Annotated in this window: 17 protein-coding genes; 12 read left to right on the forward strand and 5 right to left on the reverse strand. The window is 67.6% G+C overall.

All coding sequences use genetic code 11. The features are described 5' to 3' along the window. Positions 1-120 precede the first annotated feature (120 nt). Positions 121-1,206, reverse strand: a complete 1,086-nt coding sequence (locus ACFVV0_RS10345) for a hypothetical protein (protein ID WP_387062110.1) — start codon at positions 1,204-1,206, stop codon at positions 121-123. A 193-nt stretch (positions 1,207-1,399) separates the two neighbouring features. Here ACFVV0_RS10345 and ACFVV0_RS10350 point away from each other — a divergent pair, with 193 nt between their 5' ends. From ACFVV0_RS10350 to ACFVV0_RS10360, 3 genes are read left to right on the forward strand one after another with little or no spacing between them, the layout of a single operon-like run. After that, positions 1,400-1,747, forward strand: a complete 348-nt coding sequence (locus ACFVV0_RS10350; RefSeq protein WP_387062113.1) for a response regulator — start codon at positions 1,400-1,402, stop codon at positions 1,745-1,747. 4 nt (positions 1,748-1,751) lie between these two features. Next, entirely contained in the window at positions 1,752-2,435 is a 684-nt protein-coding gene (locus ACFVV0_RS10355) for a LuxR C-terminal-related transcriptional regulator (protein ID WP_387062116.1), read from the forward strand. 1 nt (position 2,436) lies between these two features. Beyond that, a complete protein-coding gene (locus ACFVV0_RS10360) occupies positions 2,437-4,212 on the forward strand; it encodes a sensor histidine kinase (RefSeq protein WP_387062119.1) in 1,776 nt (591 codons plus the stop codon). A 9-nt stretch (positions 4,213-4,221) separates the two neighbouring features. Here the strand turns inward: ACFVV0_RS10360 and ACFVV0_RS10365 are convergent, their stop codons facing one another. The 3 genes from ACFVV0_RS10365 to ACFVV0_RS10375 are packed head-to-tail and all read right to left on the reverse strand — an operon-like array spanning position 4,222 to position 5,486. Next, positions 4,222-4,650: a hypothetical protein gene (locus ACFVV0_RS10365; protein WP_387062122.1), complete on the reverse strand. Its 429-nt coding sequence runs from the start codon at positions 4,648-4,650 to the stop codon at positions 4,222-4,224. A gap of 58 nt (positions 4,651-4,708) precedes the next feature. After that, positions 4,709-5,050: an MGMT family protein gene (locus ACFVV0_RS10370; protein WP_387062126.1), complete on the reverse strand. Its 342-nt coding sequence runs from the start codon at positions 5,048-5,050 to the stop codon at positions 4,709-4,711. Next, a complete protein-coding gene (locus ACFVV0_RS10375) occupies positions 5,034-5,486 on the reverse strand; it encodes a GNAT family N-acetyltransferase (RefSeq protein ID WP_387062128.1) in 453 nt (150 codons plus the stop codon). The genes ACFVV0_RS10370 and ACFVV0_RS10375 overlap by 17 nt, the downstream gene beginning before the upstream one ends. 146 nt (positions 5,487-5,632) lie before the next feature. Here ACFVV0_RS10375 and ACFVV0_RS10380 point away from each other — a divergent pair, with 146 nt between their 5' ends. Together ACFVV0_RS10380 and ACFVV0_RS10385 are read left to right on the forward strand one after the other, a co-directional pair. Then, a complete protein-coding gene (locus tag ACFVV0_RS10380) occupies positions 5,633-6,847 on the forward strand; it encodes an NADP-dependent isocitrate dehydrogenase (RefSeq protein WP_387062130.1) in 1,215 nt (404 codons plus the stop codon). 85 nt (positions 6,848-6,932) lie between these two features. Then, positions 6,933-7,397: a hypothetical protein gene (locus tag ACFVV0_RS10385; RefSeq protein ID WP_387062133.1), complete on the forward strand. Its 465-nt coding sequence runs from the start codon at positions 6,933-6,935 to the stop codon at positions 7,395-7,397. Positions 7,398-7,483: 86 nt separating this feature from the next. Here the strand turns inward: ACFVV0_RS10385 and ACFVV0_RS10390 are convergent, their stop codons facing one another. Beyond that, positions 7,484-8,875: a DUF222 domain-containing protein gene (locus tag ACFVV0_RS10390; protein WP_387062136.1), complete on the reverse strand. Its 1,392-nt coding sequence runs from the start codon at positions 8,873-8,875 to the stop codon at positions 7,484-7,486. A 229-nt stretch (positions 8,876-9,104) separates the two neighbouring features. On the opposite strand from ACFVV0_RS10390, the gene ACFVV0_RS10395 reads away from it, so the two are divergent. From ACFVV0_RS10395 to nagB, 7 genes are all read left to right on the forward strand, one after another. Beyond that, positions 9,105-10,268, forward strand: coding sequence for an ROK family protein (locus ACFVV0_RS10395; RefSeq protein WP_387062139.1), 1,164 nt, complete (start codon positions 9,105-9,107; stop codon positions 10,266-10,268). Positions 10,269-10,367: 99 nt separating this feature from the next. Beyond that, the gene (locus ACFVV0_RS10400) at positions 10,368-11,723 is read left to right on the forward strand and encodes an extracellular solute-binding protein (protein ID WP_387062142.1); all 1,356 of its coding nucleotides are present in this window, start codon (positions 10,368-10,370) and stop codon (positions 11,721-11,723) included. A gap of 109 nt (positions 11,724-11,832) precedes the next feature. After that, entirely contained in the window at positions 11,833-12,783 is a 951-nt protein-coding gene (locus ACFVV0_RS10405; RefSeq protein WP_387062145.1) for a carbohydrate ABC transporter permease, read from the forward strand. Then, positions 12,780-13,688, forward strand: coding sequence for a carbohydrate ABC transporter permease (locus ACFVV0_RS10410; protein ID WP_387062148.1), 909 nt, complete (start codon positions 12,780-12,782; stop codon positions 13,686-13,688). The genes ACFVV0_RS10405 and ACFVV0_RS10410 overlap by 4 nt, the downstream gene beginning before the upstream one ends. Continuing rightward, entirely contained in the window at positions 13,685-15,235 is a 1,551-nt protein-coding gene (gene nagZ, locus ACFVV0_RS10415) for a beta-N-acetylhexosaminidase (RefSeq protein ID WP_387062150.1), read from the forward strand. Before ACFVV0_RS10410 ends, nagZ begins: the two co-directional genes overlap by 4 nt. After that, a complete protein-coding gene (locus ACFVV0_RS10420) occupies positions 15,232-16,128 on the forward strand; it encodes an ROK family protein (protein ID WP_387062152.1) in 897 nt (298 codons plus the stop codon). The genes nagZ and ACFVV0_RS10420 overlap by 4 nt, the downstream gene beginning before the upstream one ends. Beyond that, positions 16,129-16,914, forward strand: coding sequence for a glucosamine-6-phosphate deaminase (gene nagB, locus ACFVV0_RS10425; protein ID WP_387062154.1), 786 nt, complete (start codon positions 16,129-16,131; stop codon positions 16,912-16,914). Positions 16,915-17,070 lie beyond the last annotated feature (156 nt).

Genomic DNA, 17,070 nt, shown 5'->3' on the forward strand with positions numbered 1-17,070 from the left:
ACCCCGGGGCTGTTCGCTCCGGGGTCCTTCGCGTGCGGGTGGTGCCGGTGAGGGCAGAGGAGGGAAGCCACCTCTCTGCCCTCACCGCCGTGGTTCCGGCGGCTGAAAGGGTTGAGTTGATCAGCCTGCCGATGACCCGGTCTGAAGTCCGCGCCTCCCGGGCCGCACGGTGCGGTGGCGCGGTTGGGCGAAAGCGCGGAAGAGCGGTGCGATGGCGAACGGGAGGGACTCGTCCGCTCCCACGATGGCGACGTTCGCCCCGTCGTCGATGCAGTCGCTGGCGAGCAGCGGGTCCGCGTCGCGTTCGACGGTTCCGGCGACGATGGTTATGCATCCCGCCGTCACTGCTCGGCTGGCGGACGCTGTCACACTCACGTGCGACGTCGCGGGCGAAACGATGGCGGTGATGGCCTTCGCCAACTCCGCCCTGCCGGCATCCCGCCGCCCGGCGGCTCCGGGAAAGGCGCCACCGAGGTCGAGTGTGTCGAACCGGATGCCGGTGGCCGCCTCGATGTCGGCCATCAGACCGACAGCGGCGGCGATCTCGGCGACGTAGTGCTGTGGCGCGGCGTCGTCGGAGAGGTTGAGCGAGAATCCGGAGATCCGCACTCCGAGGCTGGCCGCGAAGCGGACGATGCGGAGGGCGTCGCCGGATCGGATGCCGCGGGGGAGCACATGCGCCCGCTGACCCGCTGCGGGGCGCAGTCGCAGGATCAGGCAGAGGTCGGCAGGGTAGCCGACGAACTTCTCGACATCGGCGGGACCGTCGACGACGAAGCGCCGGACGCCTGCGTTGTAGGCAGCGAGCACCTCGTGCGGATGCGTCACCGACGTCGCGTGGAGCACCCGCGTGAGATCGGCGCTCGCCTCCGTGAGCGCGGCGAGGGCGCCGTCGTGGGCGACCTCGAAGTATCCTCCGTCTGCGTCCATTGCCGCGATGAGGGCGGGATGGGCGAGCGCGCTCACGTCGTAGTGCACGTCGACCTCGGCGAACGCCGCACGGAGCGCGCGGTACTGCCGGGCGGCCCGGCGGATGTCGAGCACGACGAGGGGGAGGCCGTGCCGCTCCACGAGCCGCGCGAGCTCGGAGTCGTAGGCCGGGTTCTCGAACGGGAGGCGGTCCATGTCCATGCCCAGGTCCGTCACCCGCTGCGCACTGCCGGGCAGTGCGTCGTTCGTGCGGACTGGTCGGGTTGCGGTGAACATGGGCCTTTCTCCTCGCTGTTCCGCTCGGGCCAGGGGATGCCGCCTGTCGGGTCAGGCGGCCATCCTCGGGTTCTGGCCGGCGTGCTACTCATGCTCGTCCCCGGCGCACCAGCCCACATCCGGGGGGTCACCGCATTTAGGTCGGTGGTAGCACGGATGCACGGATGGGGCCGCGGAGGCCATGATTGTCAGCATGTGCCTCCGTGTTGTGATCGTCGACGACCACGCACGTTTTCGCGCTCAAGCCGCGGAGCTGCTGAAGCTCGAGCGTTTCTTCGTCGTCGGCGATGCCGACACCGGGCAGAGCGGCGTCGAACTGAGCCGTCGGCTCGCCCCCGACGTGGTGCTCCTCGACGTCGGCCTCCCGGATGCGAACGGTTTCGATCTCGTTCCCGCCATGCACGCCACCGGTGCGGCTGTCGTCCTCACCTCCAGCCGCGCATCCCGCGACTACGGCCGGCGCATCGAAGACAGTGGGGCAGAGGGCTTCATCAGCAAGTCGGAGCTGAGCGGCGAGGCGATCCGCAGCCTGCTAAGGTGAGCGCGTGGGGGCGGGTGAGAGCAGGGGTTCACGTGAGCTTCGGGTAGCCGTCGCCGACGACGCCGTGCTCTTGCGCGAGGGAATCGGCCAGATTCTGCGCGCCGGAGGCATCGACGTCGTATCGTCGGTCGGCTCGGCCGAGGAGCTGCTCGCGATCGTCGACGCCGACCCGCTGATCGATGCCGTCGTGCTCGACATCAAGATGCCGCCGAGCCACACCGACGAGGGGCTCCGCGCGCTCGAGCAGCTGCGCGCATCCGGTTCGACGGTCGGTGTTCTGCTGCTGTCGATGTATACGACCGCCGCGTACGCCATCCGCGCGATGAGCGCCGGCAGCGGCACCGGTTATCTGTTGAAAGACCGCGTCGCCGATGCGGGCACACTGGTCAACGCCGTGCGGAGCGTCGCCGCGGGCGGCTCCGTCGTCGACCCCGAGGTCGTCGCGCTCCTCGTCTCCGGTCGCAACGGGGAGGCGTCGCTCGACGCTCTCTCCGCTCGCGAGCGCGACGTCATCCGTCTGATGGCGGAGGGCAAGTCGAACGTCAAGATCGCCACCGACCTGCACCTCAGCCTGCGCACGGTGGAGTCCCACATCGGGCACATCATGGCGAAACTCGACGTCGAGGACTCCGCCGAAGGCCACCGGCGCGTGCTCGCCGTGCTGCGGTTCCTCGGCCGGGACGACTGAGATGAGGGCCGCGCGCATCGCGCTCCGCGCGCTCGCCGTGGTCGTCGCGATCGCCTCGAACGTGCTCGCCCAGGTGTGGAGCGCGGTCACCGACAACTACGGCCCGCGGCCATCGGGGATCGGCTGGGCGATCATCTTCATCGTGGTCGGCATCGACTACGCCACCTGCGCCATCATCGCCTGGAGGGTCGTGCGGAGCTCGTTCGCCGGCTGGCTGATGGTGGGCGCCTCGATCTTCTGGGCCGCCGGCGCGTGGTATCCGCTGACGCGCGACTACGGCTGGCTCTGGCCGCTCCTCGCAGGCGTGACCGACCTCTGGGCCGTGCTCGTGGGCATCCTCGTGCTCTGCTACCCCGGCGGGACGCTCGTGGCGCGATTCGACCGGGTGCTCGTCTACGCGGTGCTCGTCGCCTTCCTCGTGAGATTCGCGGGCATCCTGCTGTTCTCGTCGCCGTCCCCGGCCGAGTGCGGCTGCGCGCCGAACGCATACGCCGTGCTGCCGAGCGACGGCGCGGACTTCTGGCTGGGGGTCGCCTGGCGTGGTGCCGGGCTCGCTCTCCTGCTCATCGTGGCCGTACGGCTGACGATGCGCTGGTTCACGAGCACCCTCCCCGCCCGCAGGGTGGCGTTCGTGATGCCGCTCGCCCTGCTCATCTGGTGCTACGGCACCATCCAGGACTCGCTGAGTTTCACGCTCGGCTGGGACAGCGGCTGGCTGCAGTACATTCCGCCGATCGCGATCGCCCTGATCCCTCCCGCGTTCGTCGGAGGTGTCTTCTACGCGCGCGGCCTTCGCTCGCGCGTCGCAGATCTCGTGATCGTCGCCCGCGACAAGGTCGACCGCGCCCTGTGGGAGTCGAGTCTGGCGCGCACCCTGCACGACAGCTCTCTCCGGGTCTTCTGGTGGGACGAGCAGCTGCAGGGCTACGAGACCTCCGACGGCGACCGGATGCCCGAGGGCGATCCCATCGACCGTCCGGGCCGCTCGATGCTCGCCATCGACTCCGATCAGGGACCCATCGCCCTGATCGAGCACGACGTCGCCCTCACCCAGGACGACCGCCTCCTCGACGCCGTGTCTTCCGCGTTGCTGCTCTCTGTCGACAACGACCGGCTCCGCCATCGGCTGGAGCGAACCCTTCAGGAAGTCCGCGACTCCCGGTTGCGTATCGTCGAGGAGGGCTACCTGGCCCGGCGCCGGCTCGAACGCGACCTGCACGACGGCTCGCAGCAGCAGCTCGTGTCCCTGGCGATCGGGCTCAGGATCGCGACCACAAAGGCTCAGGCCGCCGGGAACGACGAGGTCGCGGCCGATCTCGAGCGGGCGTCGGCCCAGCTGGCGGATGCGCTGCGCGAGCTTCGAGAGCTGGCCCGCGGCATCCACCCCACCGTGCTCACCGACGGGGACCTGCGCTCGGCCATCGACGAGCTCGCGCAGCGGAGTCACCTGCCGGTCGAGGTGCAGGTCGACGTGCCCGAACGGTTGAGCGAAGTCGTCGAGGAGACCATCTACTACTGCGTTGCGGAGTGCCTCGCGAACGCCGCCAAGCACTCGCGCGCACGCAACTGCGCCGTCACGGTCACCCGCACCGGTGCAACCGTGTCGGTCGTCGTGAAGGACGACGGGCAGGGCGGAGCCCGCGTGGAGGCCGGAGGCGGCCTGGAGGGCGTGCGCGACCGTGTCGAAGCGGTCGACGGCTACGCCGAGGTGCAGTCCGTCGCGGGTCTGGGGACGATCATCGAATTGACGATCCCGGTCGGCGTCACCGTGTCGTGACTGTGCCGCCTACCTCGTCGGTGATGTCGGGATCGAGGCGTACACCTGTGCGCCGATGGCGACGGCCGTCCAGCCGCCGGGGCAGCTGAAGCCGTCGGTGGCGGTTCCTTCGAGCGGCCACCAGCTGTCTTTGATGTCCGGTGTCGCGATCTTCGCCGGCTTGTCGCAGGTTCCCGCCTTGAAGTGGGTGGGAGACGCGTACGTCATGATGGCCCCTCTGCCCTGCGTGTCGTAGTCGACCCGGATGATCGTGGCGTCGTCCGGCAGGAACGTCGGCGATCCGAACGCCGAGGTCGCAGAGGGGGTGAACTCCTTCATGTCGGCGTAGATGGCGGAATCGACGTGAGGGACGAAGGCGGTGATGACCGAGCATCCGGTGAGGGTCACGGCCGCCGCTGTCGCGGCAACGGCCAGACCGGCGAGGCGGATACGGTGCACGTGGTCTCCTGGTGAAACGAAAGGTGGAATGTGAGTCAAGCGGATCGAGCTGGGCGCGTCATCGACCCAGGGGATGATCTTCGTTGAAGGGAGAGTATCGCGCCTTGCGAAGGTCGACGCGGTACTGGGCCGTTCCGCCGCCGAGGAGGGGTGTGGCCTCCGCGCGGTAGAACTGCAACGCGATGTGCTCGTGGTTGGCCGGCGGATGCCCACTGGCGCGCACCACCCGCCACCACGGCACGTCGGAGCCGTAGTACGCCATGATCTGGCCGACCATCCTCGCTGCGCGCGATCCGAGCGTCGCAGCGACGTCGCCGTAGGTCATGACGTGGCCTGGCGGGATCGAGTCGACGACCGCGAGAACGCGTTCGACGAACGAGTCCTCAGAGTTCGAGGGCACCGACCGTCTCGCCGTACTGGGTCTCACCCACCGGCTTGAAGCCGCTGCGGAGGAAGAACTGCTCCGGACCGAGCTCACCGGGTTCCCAGATCACGTAGAGCCGGGCGAGACCGCGCGAGCGTGCTTCGTCGGCCAGCGAATGCACCGCGAACGTTCCGATGCCGCGGCCCTGATCGTCGGCGTCGACATTGATGCGCCAGAGGATCGAGTGGAACTCCTCGTGCTCGGAATCCGGGTCGAAGTTGCCCATGATGAATCCGACGACCTCGTCGCCGTCGCGGACGACCCGCTGCCACGCGGTCGCCGGGTTCGACACAGCGGCCGCTGCCGAGTACGAGACGGGCGCGACGAACTGCTCCTGGCCCGGCTTCAATGTGAGGGCGTTGGCCGCCACAACGTTCGACGCACTCAACTCTTCCAGTCTCAACTCAGCCATGACCACAGGGTAACGTGCGCCGGCGATGCGGGCATAGTCGCGGCGGCCGACCATCGCCTGAGAGAAACTATCTCGATGTCAAGATAGTTGCTCGGCTCAGGTAAGCTGTTGTCGGCCAAAACTTGGCAGAGACTTGAGGAGCCCCATTGGAAAAGATCAAGGTTGAAGGCACCGTCGTCGAGCTCGACGGCGACGAGATGACGCGCATCATCTGGCAGGCCATCAAAGATTCGCTCATCCACCCGTACCTCGACGTGAACCTCGAGTACTACGACCTCGGCATCCAGAAGCGCGACGAGACCGACGACCAGATCACGGTCGACGCGGCCAATGCCATCCTGAAGCACGGCGTCGGCGTCAAGTGCGCCACGATCACGCCCGACGAGGCGCGCGTGGAGGAGTTCGGCCTCAAGAAGATGTGGCGCAGCCCGAACGGCACGATCCGTAACATCCTCGGCGGTGTCGTGTTCCGCGAGCCCATCATCATCTCGAACATCCCGCGCCTGGTTCCCGGCTGGAACAAGCCGATCGTCATCGGCCGTCACGCCTTCGGCGACCAGTACCGTGCCACGGACTTCACCTTCGACGGCCCCGGCACCCTCACCCTGAGCTTCCAGCCGTCCGACGGCGGCGACGCCCAGTCGTTCGAGGTCTACCAGGCTCCGGGCGCCGGTGTCGCGCTGGCGATGTACAACCAGGATGCGTCGATCCGCGACTTCGCGCGCGCATCCTTCAACTACGGTCTCGACCGCCAGTACCCCGTGTACCTGTCGACCAAGAACACGATCCTCAAGGCCTACGACGGTCGCTTCAAGGACCTGTTCCAGGAAGTCTTCGAGGCCGAGTACAAGGACCAGTTCGACGCCGCGGGCCTCACCTACGAGCACCGCCTCATCGACGACATGGTCGCCTCCAGCCTCAAGTGGGAGGGCGGCTACGTCTGGGCGTGCAAGAACTACGACGGCGACGTGCAGTCCGACACCGTCGCGCAGGGCTTCGGCTCGCTCGGTCTCATGACCAGCGTGCTCACCACCCCCGACGGCAAGGTCGTCGAGGCGGAGGCCGCGCACGGCACCGTCACCCGTCACTACCGTCAGCACCAGCAGGGCAAGCCGACCTCGACCAACCCGATCGCCTCGATCTACGCCTGGACGCGCGGTCTCGCGCACCGCGGCAAGCTCGATGGCAACCAGGAGCTGATCGACTTCACGCACACCCTCGAGGACGTCGTCATCAAGACGGTCGAGTCGGGCAAGATGACCAAGGACCTCGCGCTCCTCGTCGGCCCCGAGCAGCCGTACCAGACGACCGAGGAGTTCCTCGCGACCCTGGGCGACAACCTCAAGGCTCGCCTCGGCTAGTCGCAGTCTGAGCGGATAGCTCTCGTGAAGGCCCGGTGGATGCATCCACCGGGCCTTTTGCGTCGTCTTTGCTAGGGTCTGTCGGATGAACAAGAACGCAACCAGCTCCGCGTTCGCGGCCGCCGCCGTGCTCGCCGCCGTTTTCGCTTTGACCGGATGTACTGCGGACGGCCCCTCCAACCCCAGCACGACCGCCGCGGTACAGCGGCCCCCGGCGACTCAGACGCACGAAGAGGCCTGCGGCATCGTGAACGACGGCCTGCAGGCCGCCTTGGCCTTGCGAGACCGGGCGGGCGAGGTCGTGGGCGACCCGGCGAAGGCGTCGGCCCTCATGGACGAACTGGCCGACAAGGTCAAAACCATGGACGAGAAGATCGGCAACGCGGACGTGGTGAAGGTCGTTTCCGATGCTCGAAACGCCACGGACGAGTTCGCGAAGTACATCCGGGACGCGATCAGCAACCCACTCTCGGTCGACGTCACGAAGGTGCAGACCAAGGCCGAGGAGTTGGGCGCGAAGTACGAAGCGGTGCAGAAGGAGTGCGCGTAAGGTCGCCAGCCCGCCTATCTGCCCCCTAAGTACCAGGGCCCACCGCTTTCGCGCTCGATGTGCCGCCGCTCGGTGCGGTTGCACGGTCAGGCAGCGCCCGGCAGGCGGATGCGGCCACCCGCTCGGGGTCTTCGGTGGGGGTCGATGTGGGCGGGTGGGGTGAAGTAGGGCACGTTCTCGTGCACCTCGATGCCCCACCTGTCATCGTGCACGCGGTGGTGGTGGCGGCTGCAGAGCAGGATCCCGTTGTCGAGGTCGGTGGGGCCGTGGTGGTTGTCCCACCAACGGATGTGGTGCGCTTCGGTGTAGGCGGGTGGGTGGGGGCAGCCGGTCCAGGCGCAGCCGCCGTCGCGTTCAGCTAATGCGAGTTTTTGTGCGCGGGTGAAGAGGCGGTGGCTGCGGCCGAGGTCGAGGACTTCACTGTGGGTGCCGAGGATGGTGGGGATGAGCTGGGCGTCGGCAGCCATCCGCCGGATCGTGCCGGCGCTGACCGGGGTACGGATCCCGTCGATCTTGCCGGCACCGACCCCGGACTGCAACGTGTCCAGCGGGATGCGGACGATCACGGTCACCGGCGGCTTGCTGTTCACTCCGGTCGCGGTGCAGGTGGCGAGGTGCCGGAACACGTCGACGGCGGTGTCGGAGCGGATCTGCGCGATGCTCCGAGACTCCGGCACATCGTCACCAGTGGTGTCACCGGTGGCGGTGGCGGTGGCGGTGTTGGTGTCGTGGAATCGGACGTTCCGCAACTCGTGTCCGACGAGGGTGTCGATGGCGGTGATCACGTAGCCGGCGGATTCCGGGTCCAGATACCAGTCGAGGTGGGTCATCCCATCACTCGTGGTGCTGATCGTCAACGACCGGCGTTGTCGTTGCCGGTGGTCTCGGGGGAGGATCCCGTCTTGGTCGAGCCGGTCGCGGACCTGCCCGGCCAAGGCACGGAGGTCGGTGACGGTCAGACTCGGCGCATGCTCCACCAGAACTCGTTCACCCGCGGCCAGGTCGCTCGCAGCACAGGCCGGCGCGGCTTTGCCTAGTTCACGGACGATCACCGCCGCCTGCTCCACGCTCACCCAACCCACCGCCCCGTTACTCGAGGCCAGCGGCGTCGCGACGGACTCGGCCAACGCCGGGTACGTCGCCGGCAGCACCTCCCCGGCCAGGCTCACCCGGGGTGCGGTGGCGTCCCCGACGACGCAGTAATGTCGGGCGGCCGGGACCGGGACCTGCCACCGCTCCGCCAGCAACACGGCCGGGCTACTGTGCCCGACCCGGGTCACCGGGTTCTCTTCCCCGGCCAGCACCGACCGGGCCACCAACTCCCCGGCGGCCCGCAGCTTCACCGCATCCAACACCGCCTGCACATCACCCAACACGGTCAACAGGTCCAGGAGCTCATCCCGACCCAACTGGCCCGGCGTACTGAAGGAGGCGAGCGCATCCCGCAACACGGTAGCCGGGTCAGGAGTGGTGGTCATGCGTCAAGTCCATCACGACCCACCGACATTCCAACCCGCTAAAACACCCGCTGACCAGCCATTTACCTGTGGACAACTCCGAAACCACACCACCTGTGGAGGAACGTAACCCACCGACACGTTTCGCTCCCGTTTCGGTATGCACGCCGATGTTACAACTCGGTAAATCCCGCCTGAAAACGTGAGGAAGGGCTTGCATTCATTTTGTTCGTAAGCTTTACTAACAAACATGACCACATCGGATGTGCAGAGCAGCCCCGGCTTCGCGCCAGGTCGTGCGTTGCGTCCGAAGGCCAAAGTTCTCCCCGAACACGCACGGAGTCACAACCGCTCGCTCGTCCTCCAGACGCTGTACCGCTCCGGCCAGCGCAGCCGGGCCGACATCGCCCGCGAGACCGGCCTCACTCGTGTCACGATCTCCGATCTGGTGGCCGAACTCCTCACCGAGGGGCTGGTGGTCGAGCTCGGGCAGCGCGAATCCGCACGCCCCGGCAAACCGGCGGTGCTGCTCGACATCAACCGCACGGCGTACCAGATCATCGGCGTCGACCTCAGTGAGCACGCGACGTTCCGTGGCGCGGTTCTCGACCTCGGCGGCGTGATCCTGCAGCGCGCAGAGGTGCCGCTCGAAGGCGCGGTCGGTCCGGATGCGACGCGCAAGGTCCTCGACCTCGTCGACCGCCTGGTCGCGCTCGCGACCGCACCCATCCTCGGTGTCGGGGTCGGCTCGCCCGGTGTCGTCGACCTGAGCGGAACCGTCCTGACCGCGCCGAACCTCGGGTGGGTGGACGAGGCCCTCCAAGAAGAGCTGCACACCCGCACCGGCCTGCCTGTCGTGGTCGCGAACGACGCCAATGTGGCGGTGCTCGCCGAACACGGCTACGGCGACGCCGCGGGCGACATGATGCTCGTCACGGTCGGCCACGGTGTCGGCGCCGGGCTCCTGGTGGCGGGTGCACTCGTCTACGGAAGCCGCTTCGCGGCCGGCGAGATCGGGCAGGTGATGGTCGGCACCGACCTCGGGCTCGAGGCGACGTACAACCGCGACCAGGTCCTCGAGCACTGGCTGTCGGTGCCGCAGCTGCAGCAGCGCATCCGGGACGCCGAGGCGGCGGGACAGGACGCCACGCCCATCCTGCGGGAAGCGGGCCAGCGCCTCGGCATCGCCCTCACCCCCGTCGTCGGAGCCCTCAACCTCTCGGAGATCGTTCTGAGCGGCCCGACCGAACTACTCGATGGTCCCCTCGCCGAGGCGACCATCCACACGCTCCGGAGCAGGACGATGGCCGAATTCCACGGCAGCGTCAAGCTGCGGATGACCACGCTCGGGCAGGACATCGTCCTGCGCGGCGCGGCCGTTCTCGTCCTCTCAGGACAACTCGGGGTCTCCTAACACAGCACCTCAAACCATCAACCGACCCCAGCACCGACGGTGTGGCAATCGCACACATCGACCACCATGAAAGACAGAACACTTAGAAAGGACAGCGCAATGAAGAGAAAGCTCGTTGGCCTCGCCGCTGTGGCTACAGCTTCCGCTCTCGTGCTCGCCGGATGTTCCGCCGGAGGCGGCGCCAGCGCACCGAGCACGGACGGCAAAGGCAAGACGGTCACCCTGTGGCTCGTCGGAGCCGACACGCCGGATCCGTTGCGGAACTACCTCAAGACGGAGTTCCAGAAGGAGACCGGCGCGACGCTGAACATCCAGCAGCAGGACTGGGGAGACATCGTCACCAAGCTGACGACCTCGCTTCCTGACGCGAACAACACGCCCGACGTGACCGAGATCGGCAACACCCAGTCGCCGACGTTCACCAACGTGGGCGCGTTCCTCGACATCTCCGACATGTACAAGGATCTCGGCGGATCCGACCTGCTCCAGTCGTTCGTGGACGCCGGCAAGGTCGCCGACAAGAACTACACGCTGCCCTACTACTTCGGGTCGCGGTACGCGTTCATGCGCAAGGATGTCTGGTCGGCTGCGGGCGTGCAGGTACCCACCACGCTCGATGAGTTCAACACCGACGTCGCGACGATCACGGCCAAGAACCCGAAGGGGATCGCCGACTTCTCGGGGTTCTACCTGGGTGGTCAGGACTGGCGCAACGGCATCTCGTGGATCTTCGCCAACGGAGGCGACATCGCGAAGGAGAAGGACGGCAAGTGGGTCGGCACGCTCGACTCGGCCGGATCGCTGAAGGGTCTGCAGCAGCTGCAGGACCTGTACAAGAACGCGTCCAAGGCACCGAACGACGCCAAGGACTCGAACCAGTACATCTACCTGAACGACAGCGACCAGATTCTCGACGCCGACGGCAACAAGACCTCTGACACCTCGCTCTCGGCTGCCACCATCATGGCTCCGGGATGGGCGCACTGGTCGATCGGCGACGCAACCACCGACGCCGACGGCAAGGTCGTCCGCACCTGGAACGACAGCACCTTCGGCACCTTCGTGCTCCCGGGCAACGACGGCAAGCCGGCTCCCGTGTTCGCCGGTGGCTCCAACATCGGGATCTCGGCCAAGACCAAGAACCCGGGCCTGTCCAAGACCCTCCTGAAGATCATCTTCTCCAAGGAGTACCAGGAGATGCTCGGCAAGAACGGTCTCGGCCCGGCGAACAGCAAGTACACCTCCTCGCTCGGCGACGACCAGTTCGCGAAGGCTCTCATCGAGTCCGCCTCGAACTCGAAGCTGACCCCGGCGGCTCCCGGATGGGCCGCGGTCGAGGCCGGCAACGTCATGGAAGAGTTCTTCAGCAAGATCAAGGACTCCACCGACCTGAAGGCCCTCGCGCAGGAGTACAACACCAAGCTGAACGCTCTGATGAACGTCAAGAACGGCTAGCACCAAACGAAGCACCAAGCAGGCGGGGGCGCGGAAAGACCTTCCGCGCCCCTGCGCCTGCCCTCAGCCATACTCAGCAAGACAGAACTACTCAGGAAGGAGGACAGACGTGACCACGATTCAGGACACCGCGACCGCCGCCGGCCTCAGCCCGCAGGGCGGGGCACCGCGAAAGAAGAAGTTCCAGTTCACCCCGTACGCCCTGCTGATCCCCGCCGTCGCCATCCTCATCCTCGCGCTGGGTTACCCCATCGTGTGGCAGCTCATCACCTCGATGCAGAGCTTCGGGCTGGCCCAGCAGTTCGGGCAGCCCGCGCCGTTCGTGTGGTTCGAGAACTACATCACCCTCTTCTCCGACCCATACATGTGGGTCGTCGTCGGCCGGTCCATCGCCTTCTGCCTGGTGACCGCGGCCGTCACCGTGGTCATCGGGGTCGCGCTCGCGCTGCTGATGAACGCGGTGAACAGGGGCGTACGCATCGTTCTCCAGATCTCGATGCTGCTGGCCTGGGCGATGCCCGTGGTCGCGGCAATGACCGTCTGGAACTGGCTCTTCGACTGGCGCCGAGGCGTGGTCAACTACACCCTCACGTCGTGGGGCCTCGACTTCCAGAACCACAACTGGCTCCAGAATCCGCTCTCGTTCTTCTTCGTCGCGATGGTCATCGTGGTGTGGATGAGCGTGCCGTTCGTGGCGTTCTCGGTCTTCGCCGGCCTGACGCAGGTGTCGGGCGAGGTTCTCGAGGCGGCGCAGATGGATGGCGCGAAGCCGTTCCAGCGCACGCGCTACATCATCCTGCCGATGATCCGGCCGGTTCTCGGGATCGTGCTGCTGCTGCAGATCATCTGGGACCTGCGCGTCTTCACCCAGATCAAGCTGCTGCAGGACAAGGGCTCCATCGCCAGCGAGACCAACCTGCTCGGCACCTACATCTACCAGCTCGGCGTCGGGTCGAGCGACTTCGCGATGGCCAGCGCCGTCTCGGTGTTCGTGCTCATCCTGACGATCGCGATCAGCTGGTTCTACGTGCGCAACCTTCTGAAGGAGGACGAGTCATGAGCACCACACTGACTCCGGCCCAGACCGAACTCGTGACGGACAAGCGGGTCGACCGCAAGCTGCGCCGTCAGCGCATCAAGCCGTCGCGGGTGATCCTGGGTGTCGTCGCCATCGTCATCTCGCTGATCTGGATCTTCCCGGTCTACTGGATGGTCAACTCGTCGCTGCTGCCCAACGTGGTGCTGCAGAACACGAAGCCGACCTGGCTCCCGTTCGGCGGATCGTGGGACAACTTCTCCGCAGTGATCAACGGCGGCACCTTCTTCCCGGCCCTCGGGATGAGCCTCATCATCGCCGTGGTGACCGTCGTGTTCTGCATCCTGTTCGCCTTCCTCGCGGCTCTCGCGATCAGCCGCTTCAAGTTCCGCGGACGCAAGTCGTTCGTGCTGGCCGTGCTGCTCATCCAGATGCTGCCCGCCGAGGGACTGTTCATCGCCCAGTACAAGCTGATGGGCAGCCTCAACCTGCTCAACACGGTGCTCGGCGTCAGCATCATCTACATCGCGGCCGTCGTGCCGTTCACGATCTGGATGCTGCGCGGCTTCGTCGCCGGCATCCCCGCCGACCTCGAAGAGGCCGCGATGGTCGACGGGCTCAGCCGCACGCAGGCGTTCATGCGGATCACCTTCCCACTCCTCGCCCCCGGACTGGTCGCGTCGGGCGTGTACGCGTTCCTCCAGGCGTGGAACGAGTTCACGGTGGCACTCGTGATCCTGCAGGAGAACTCGAGTCAGACGCTTCCGCTCTGGCTGCGCGGGTTCATCCAGCAGTCCGCATCCCGGGCGACCGACTGGGGGCAGGTGATGGCCGCATCCACACTCGTCGCCGTTCCCGTCATCATCTTCTTCCTCATCGTGCAGGGCCGCATGACCAGCGGGCTCGTCAGCGGGGCGGTGAAGGGGTGAGCGGGCCGTCCGCCACCGAACAGAGGCTCCTCACAGACAGCATCCGCCGGCAGGTCGCAGCCACTCTGCTTCCCGGTTTCGTGGGGACGACTCTGCCCGGCTGGCTGGAGAGCCGCCTGCGCGACGGCCTCGGCGGGGTGTGCGTGTTCGGTCCGAATATCACCTCGGCTGCACAGCTGCGCGAGCTGACCGACGCGATCTACGCCGCGAATCCGGATGCGATCATCGCGATCGACGAGGAGGGCGGCGACGTCACGCGCCTGTACTACGAGGCCGGATCGCCGTACCCGGGAAACGCCGTTCTCGGGCGCCTCGGCGACACGTCGTACACCGAGGCGGTCGCTCGCCGCGTCGGCTGGGAACTGCGTCGCGCGGGCTGCAACCTCGACTTCGCCCCGGATGTCGACATCAACTCGAACCCGGACAATCCCGTGATCGGCGTGCGCAGCTTCGGCTCCTCGCCCGAGCTCGTCGCGGAGCAGAGCGCAGCATGGACGCGGGGACTGCAGTCCGCCGGGGTCGCGGTCTGCGCGAAACACTTTCCGGGGCATGGCGACACCGCTCAGGACTCGCACCTCGTGCTGCCGGTGGTCGACCTTTCGCTCGACGAGCTGCGTGAGCGCGAGCTCCGCCCGTTCCGTGCGGTGATCGAGGCCGGGGCGCGCACGATCATGACCTCGCACATCCTGCTGCCCCAATTGGATGCGGAGCGCCCCGCGACCTTCAGCCCGACGATCGTGCAGGGACTGCTGCGCGACGAGCTCGGGTTCGAGGGTGTCGTCGTCAGCGACGCCCTCGACATGAAGGGCGCGAGCGGCGAGAAGGGCATCCCGGAGGCAGCCGTGCTCGCGCTCGTCGCGGGCTGCGACCTGCTCTGCATCGGCACGGAGAACACGGATGAGGAGCTCGACGCGATCGAGCTCGCGATCGCCAGGGCGGTCGAGTCAGGCCGGCTGCGCGCGGAACGGGTGATCGAGGCGGCGGAGCGGGTGCTCGCCCTCGCGGGCGAACTGCACGCCGAGCGGGACAGCATCCCGGTTCCCGACGACGACGTCGCCGGATCGCTCGCCGCTGCGGACGTCGCAGTCGCCATCGACACGTTCGAGATCTCCTCGCACGCCGCCGATTGGGTGCGGACGAACCGCGGGCCGTACTCGGTCGTCCGGATCGACACGGAGGCGAACATCGCCGTCGGAATCGCCCCGTGGGGCCCCTTCGCGGAGACGGCGGCGGATCCCGAGGCGGGCCCGGCGCTGGCGTTCGAGGCGAATCCGACCGTCGTGTTCACCGAAGACGACGATCCCGACCTCGTGCTCGCCGCCAAGTCGCCCGTTCTCGTCATCGGCAAGGACAACCACCGCCACGCGTTCGCGCGGGCCGCCATCGACCGGCTGCGTGCGGAACGCGACAGCGTGCTCGTCGTCGACATGGGCTGGCCGAGCGACGACCGCGCCTACGCCGACCTCGCCACGTTCGGGGCGTCCCGGCTGATCGGACGTGCACTGCTCGCGTACCTGGACTCCGACGAACCGGGCCTGCGCTCGTGAGACTCGGCATCGACATCGGTGGGACCAAGACGGATGCGGTCGCCATCGACGACGAGGGCGGTCTGGCCCAGCGCATCCGGCTCGCCACGGGCTTCGGCTCGGTCGCGGTCGTCGAGACCGCCGTCACCGCCGTCGCCCGCATCGGCGAACTCACCGGGCTGGCCGCGGCGGGCTTCGACTCGATCGGGATCGGGATCCCCGGGATGGTCGACCGCGCATCCGGCCACGTCACCCACGCGGTGAACCTGGGCCTGGACCGGCTCGAACTGGGCGGCGAGCTCGCCGGCCGGCTCGGGGTCGGCGTGCGCATCGAGAACGATGTGAAGGCGGCGGCGCTCGGCGCGTATCACCTGATGGGGCTCGACGGCACCATGGCATACCTCAACCTGGGCACCGGTCTGGCGGCGGGGATCGTCGTCGACGGCAAGCTCTGGCGCGGATCGCGGGGGATCGCCGGCGAGATCGGGCACATCCCGGTCGACCCCAACGGCTCGCTGTGCGCCTGCGGTCAGCGAGGGTGTCTCGAGACCGTGGCCAGCGGATCCGGAGTCGCCCGTCAGTGGCGCACCGACGATCCACTTCCCGTTCGCGCACTGTTCGCGGCGGCGGCCGACGGCGACGAGGATGCGCGGCGGATCAAGGCTAGGCTTGCTGAGGGCATCGCCTCTGCGGTCCGTGTCCTCGTCCTCACCGTCGATGTCGAAACCGTCGTCATCGGCGGCGGCCTGAGCCACCTCGGGGACAGGCTGCTCTGCGATGTCCACGAGGTGCTCGAAGAGTGGGCGCAGGCCTCGCCGTTCCTGGCGTCGCTGTCGCTGCCCGCGCGAGTGCGCCTCGTTCCAGAAGGTTCATTGGCCGCGGCCATCGGCGCGGCGCTTGTAGGAGAGAGCTAAGTGGCAGAGATCGTCGTCGTATCCGACCAGCAGGCTGCAGGAGCGCTTGCGGCGCAGAGCATGGTCGACCTCATCCAGCGCCGACCGGATGCCGTGCTCGGCCTCGCGACCGGCTCGACGCCGCTCGCGCTGTACCGGGCCCTTGCAGCCCAGGTCGCCGCTCAGGACGTGGACGTGTCGCGCGTGCGCGGCTTCGCGCTCGACGAGTACGTCGGCCTGCCCGAGGGGCACCCGGAGAGCTATCGCGCGGTCATCACCCGGGATGTGGTGGAGCCGCTCGGACTCATCCCCTCGCTCATCCACGTGCCGAACGGGTCGCTCGAGGGGATCGAGCACGCGGGGGCCGACTACGAAACGGCGATCCTGGCCGTGGGCGGCGTCGACGTGCAGGTCCTGGGGATCGGCACCGACGGCCACATCGGCTTCAACGAGCCCGGCTCCTCGTTCGCATCCGTCACCCGCGTGAAGACGCTCACCGAGCAGACCCGCCGCGACAACGCGCGGTTCTTCCCGTCGGAAGCGGACGTGCCGATGCATTGCATCACGCAGGGACTCGGCACGATCCTGCGCGCCCGTCACCTGCTGCTGCTGGCCTTCGGCGAGGGCAAGGCCGAAGCGGTGGCCGGAGCGGTCGAGGGTCCGGTCACGGCGAGCAATCCGGGATCGGCCATCCAGCTGCACCCCCACGCGACCGTGATCGTCGACGAGGCAGCCGCCTCGCGCCTCCGGAACCTCGACTACTACCGCTACGCCTACGCGAACAAGCCCGCCTGGCAGACGCTGTAGCGCTTCGCCCGCGTGCACGCTCGCGCGCCGCTCCGTGCCTGCCCGCGCGCTCGCGCATTCGAATGAGGGGTCGCAACACGCCGTCTCGCGCGACGCGTCAACGGCGTGTTGCGTCCCCTCGTTGCGGGCGTCGCGTCACGCGCGGCGTGTTGCGTC

This window comes from Leifsonia sp. NPDC058230, assembly GCF_042882245.1.
Taxonomy (GTDB): Bacteria; Actinomycetota; Actinomycetes; order Actinomycetales; family Microbacteriaceae; genus Leifsonia.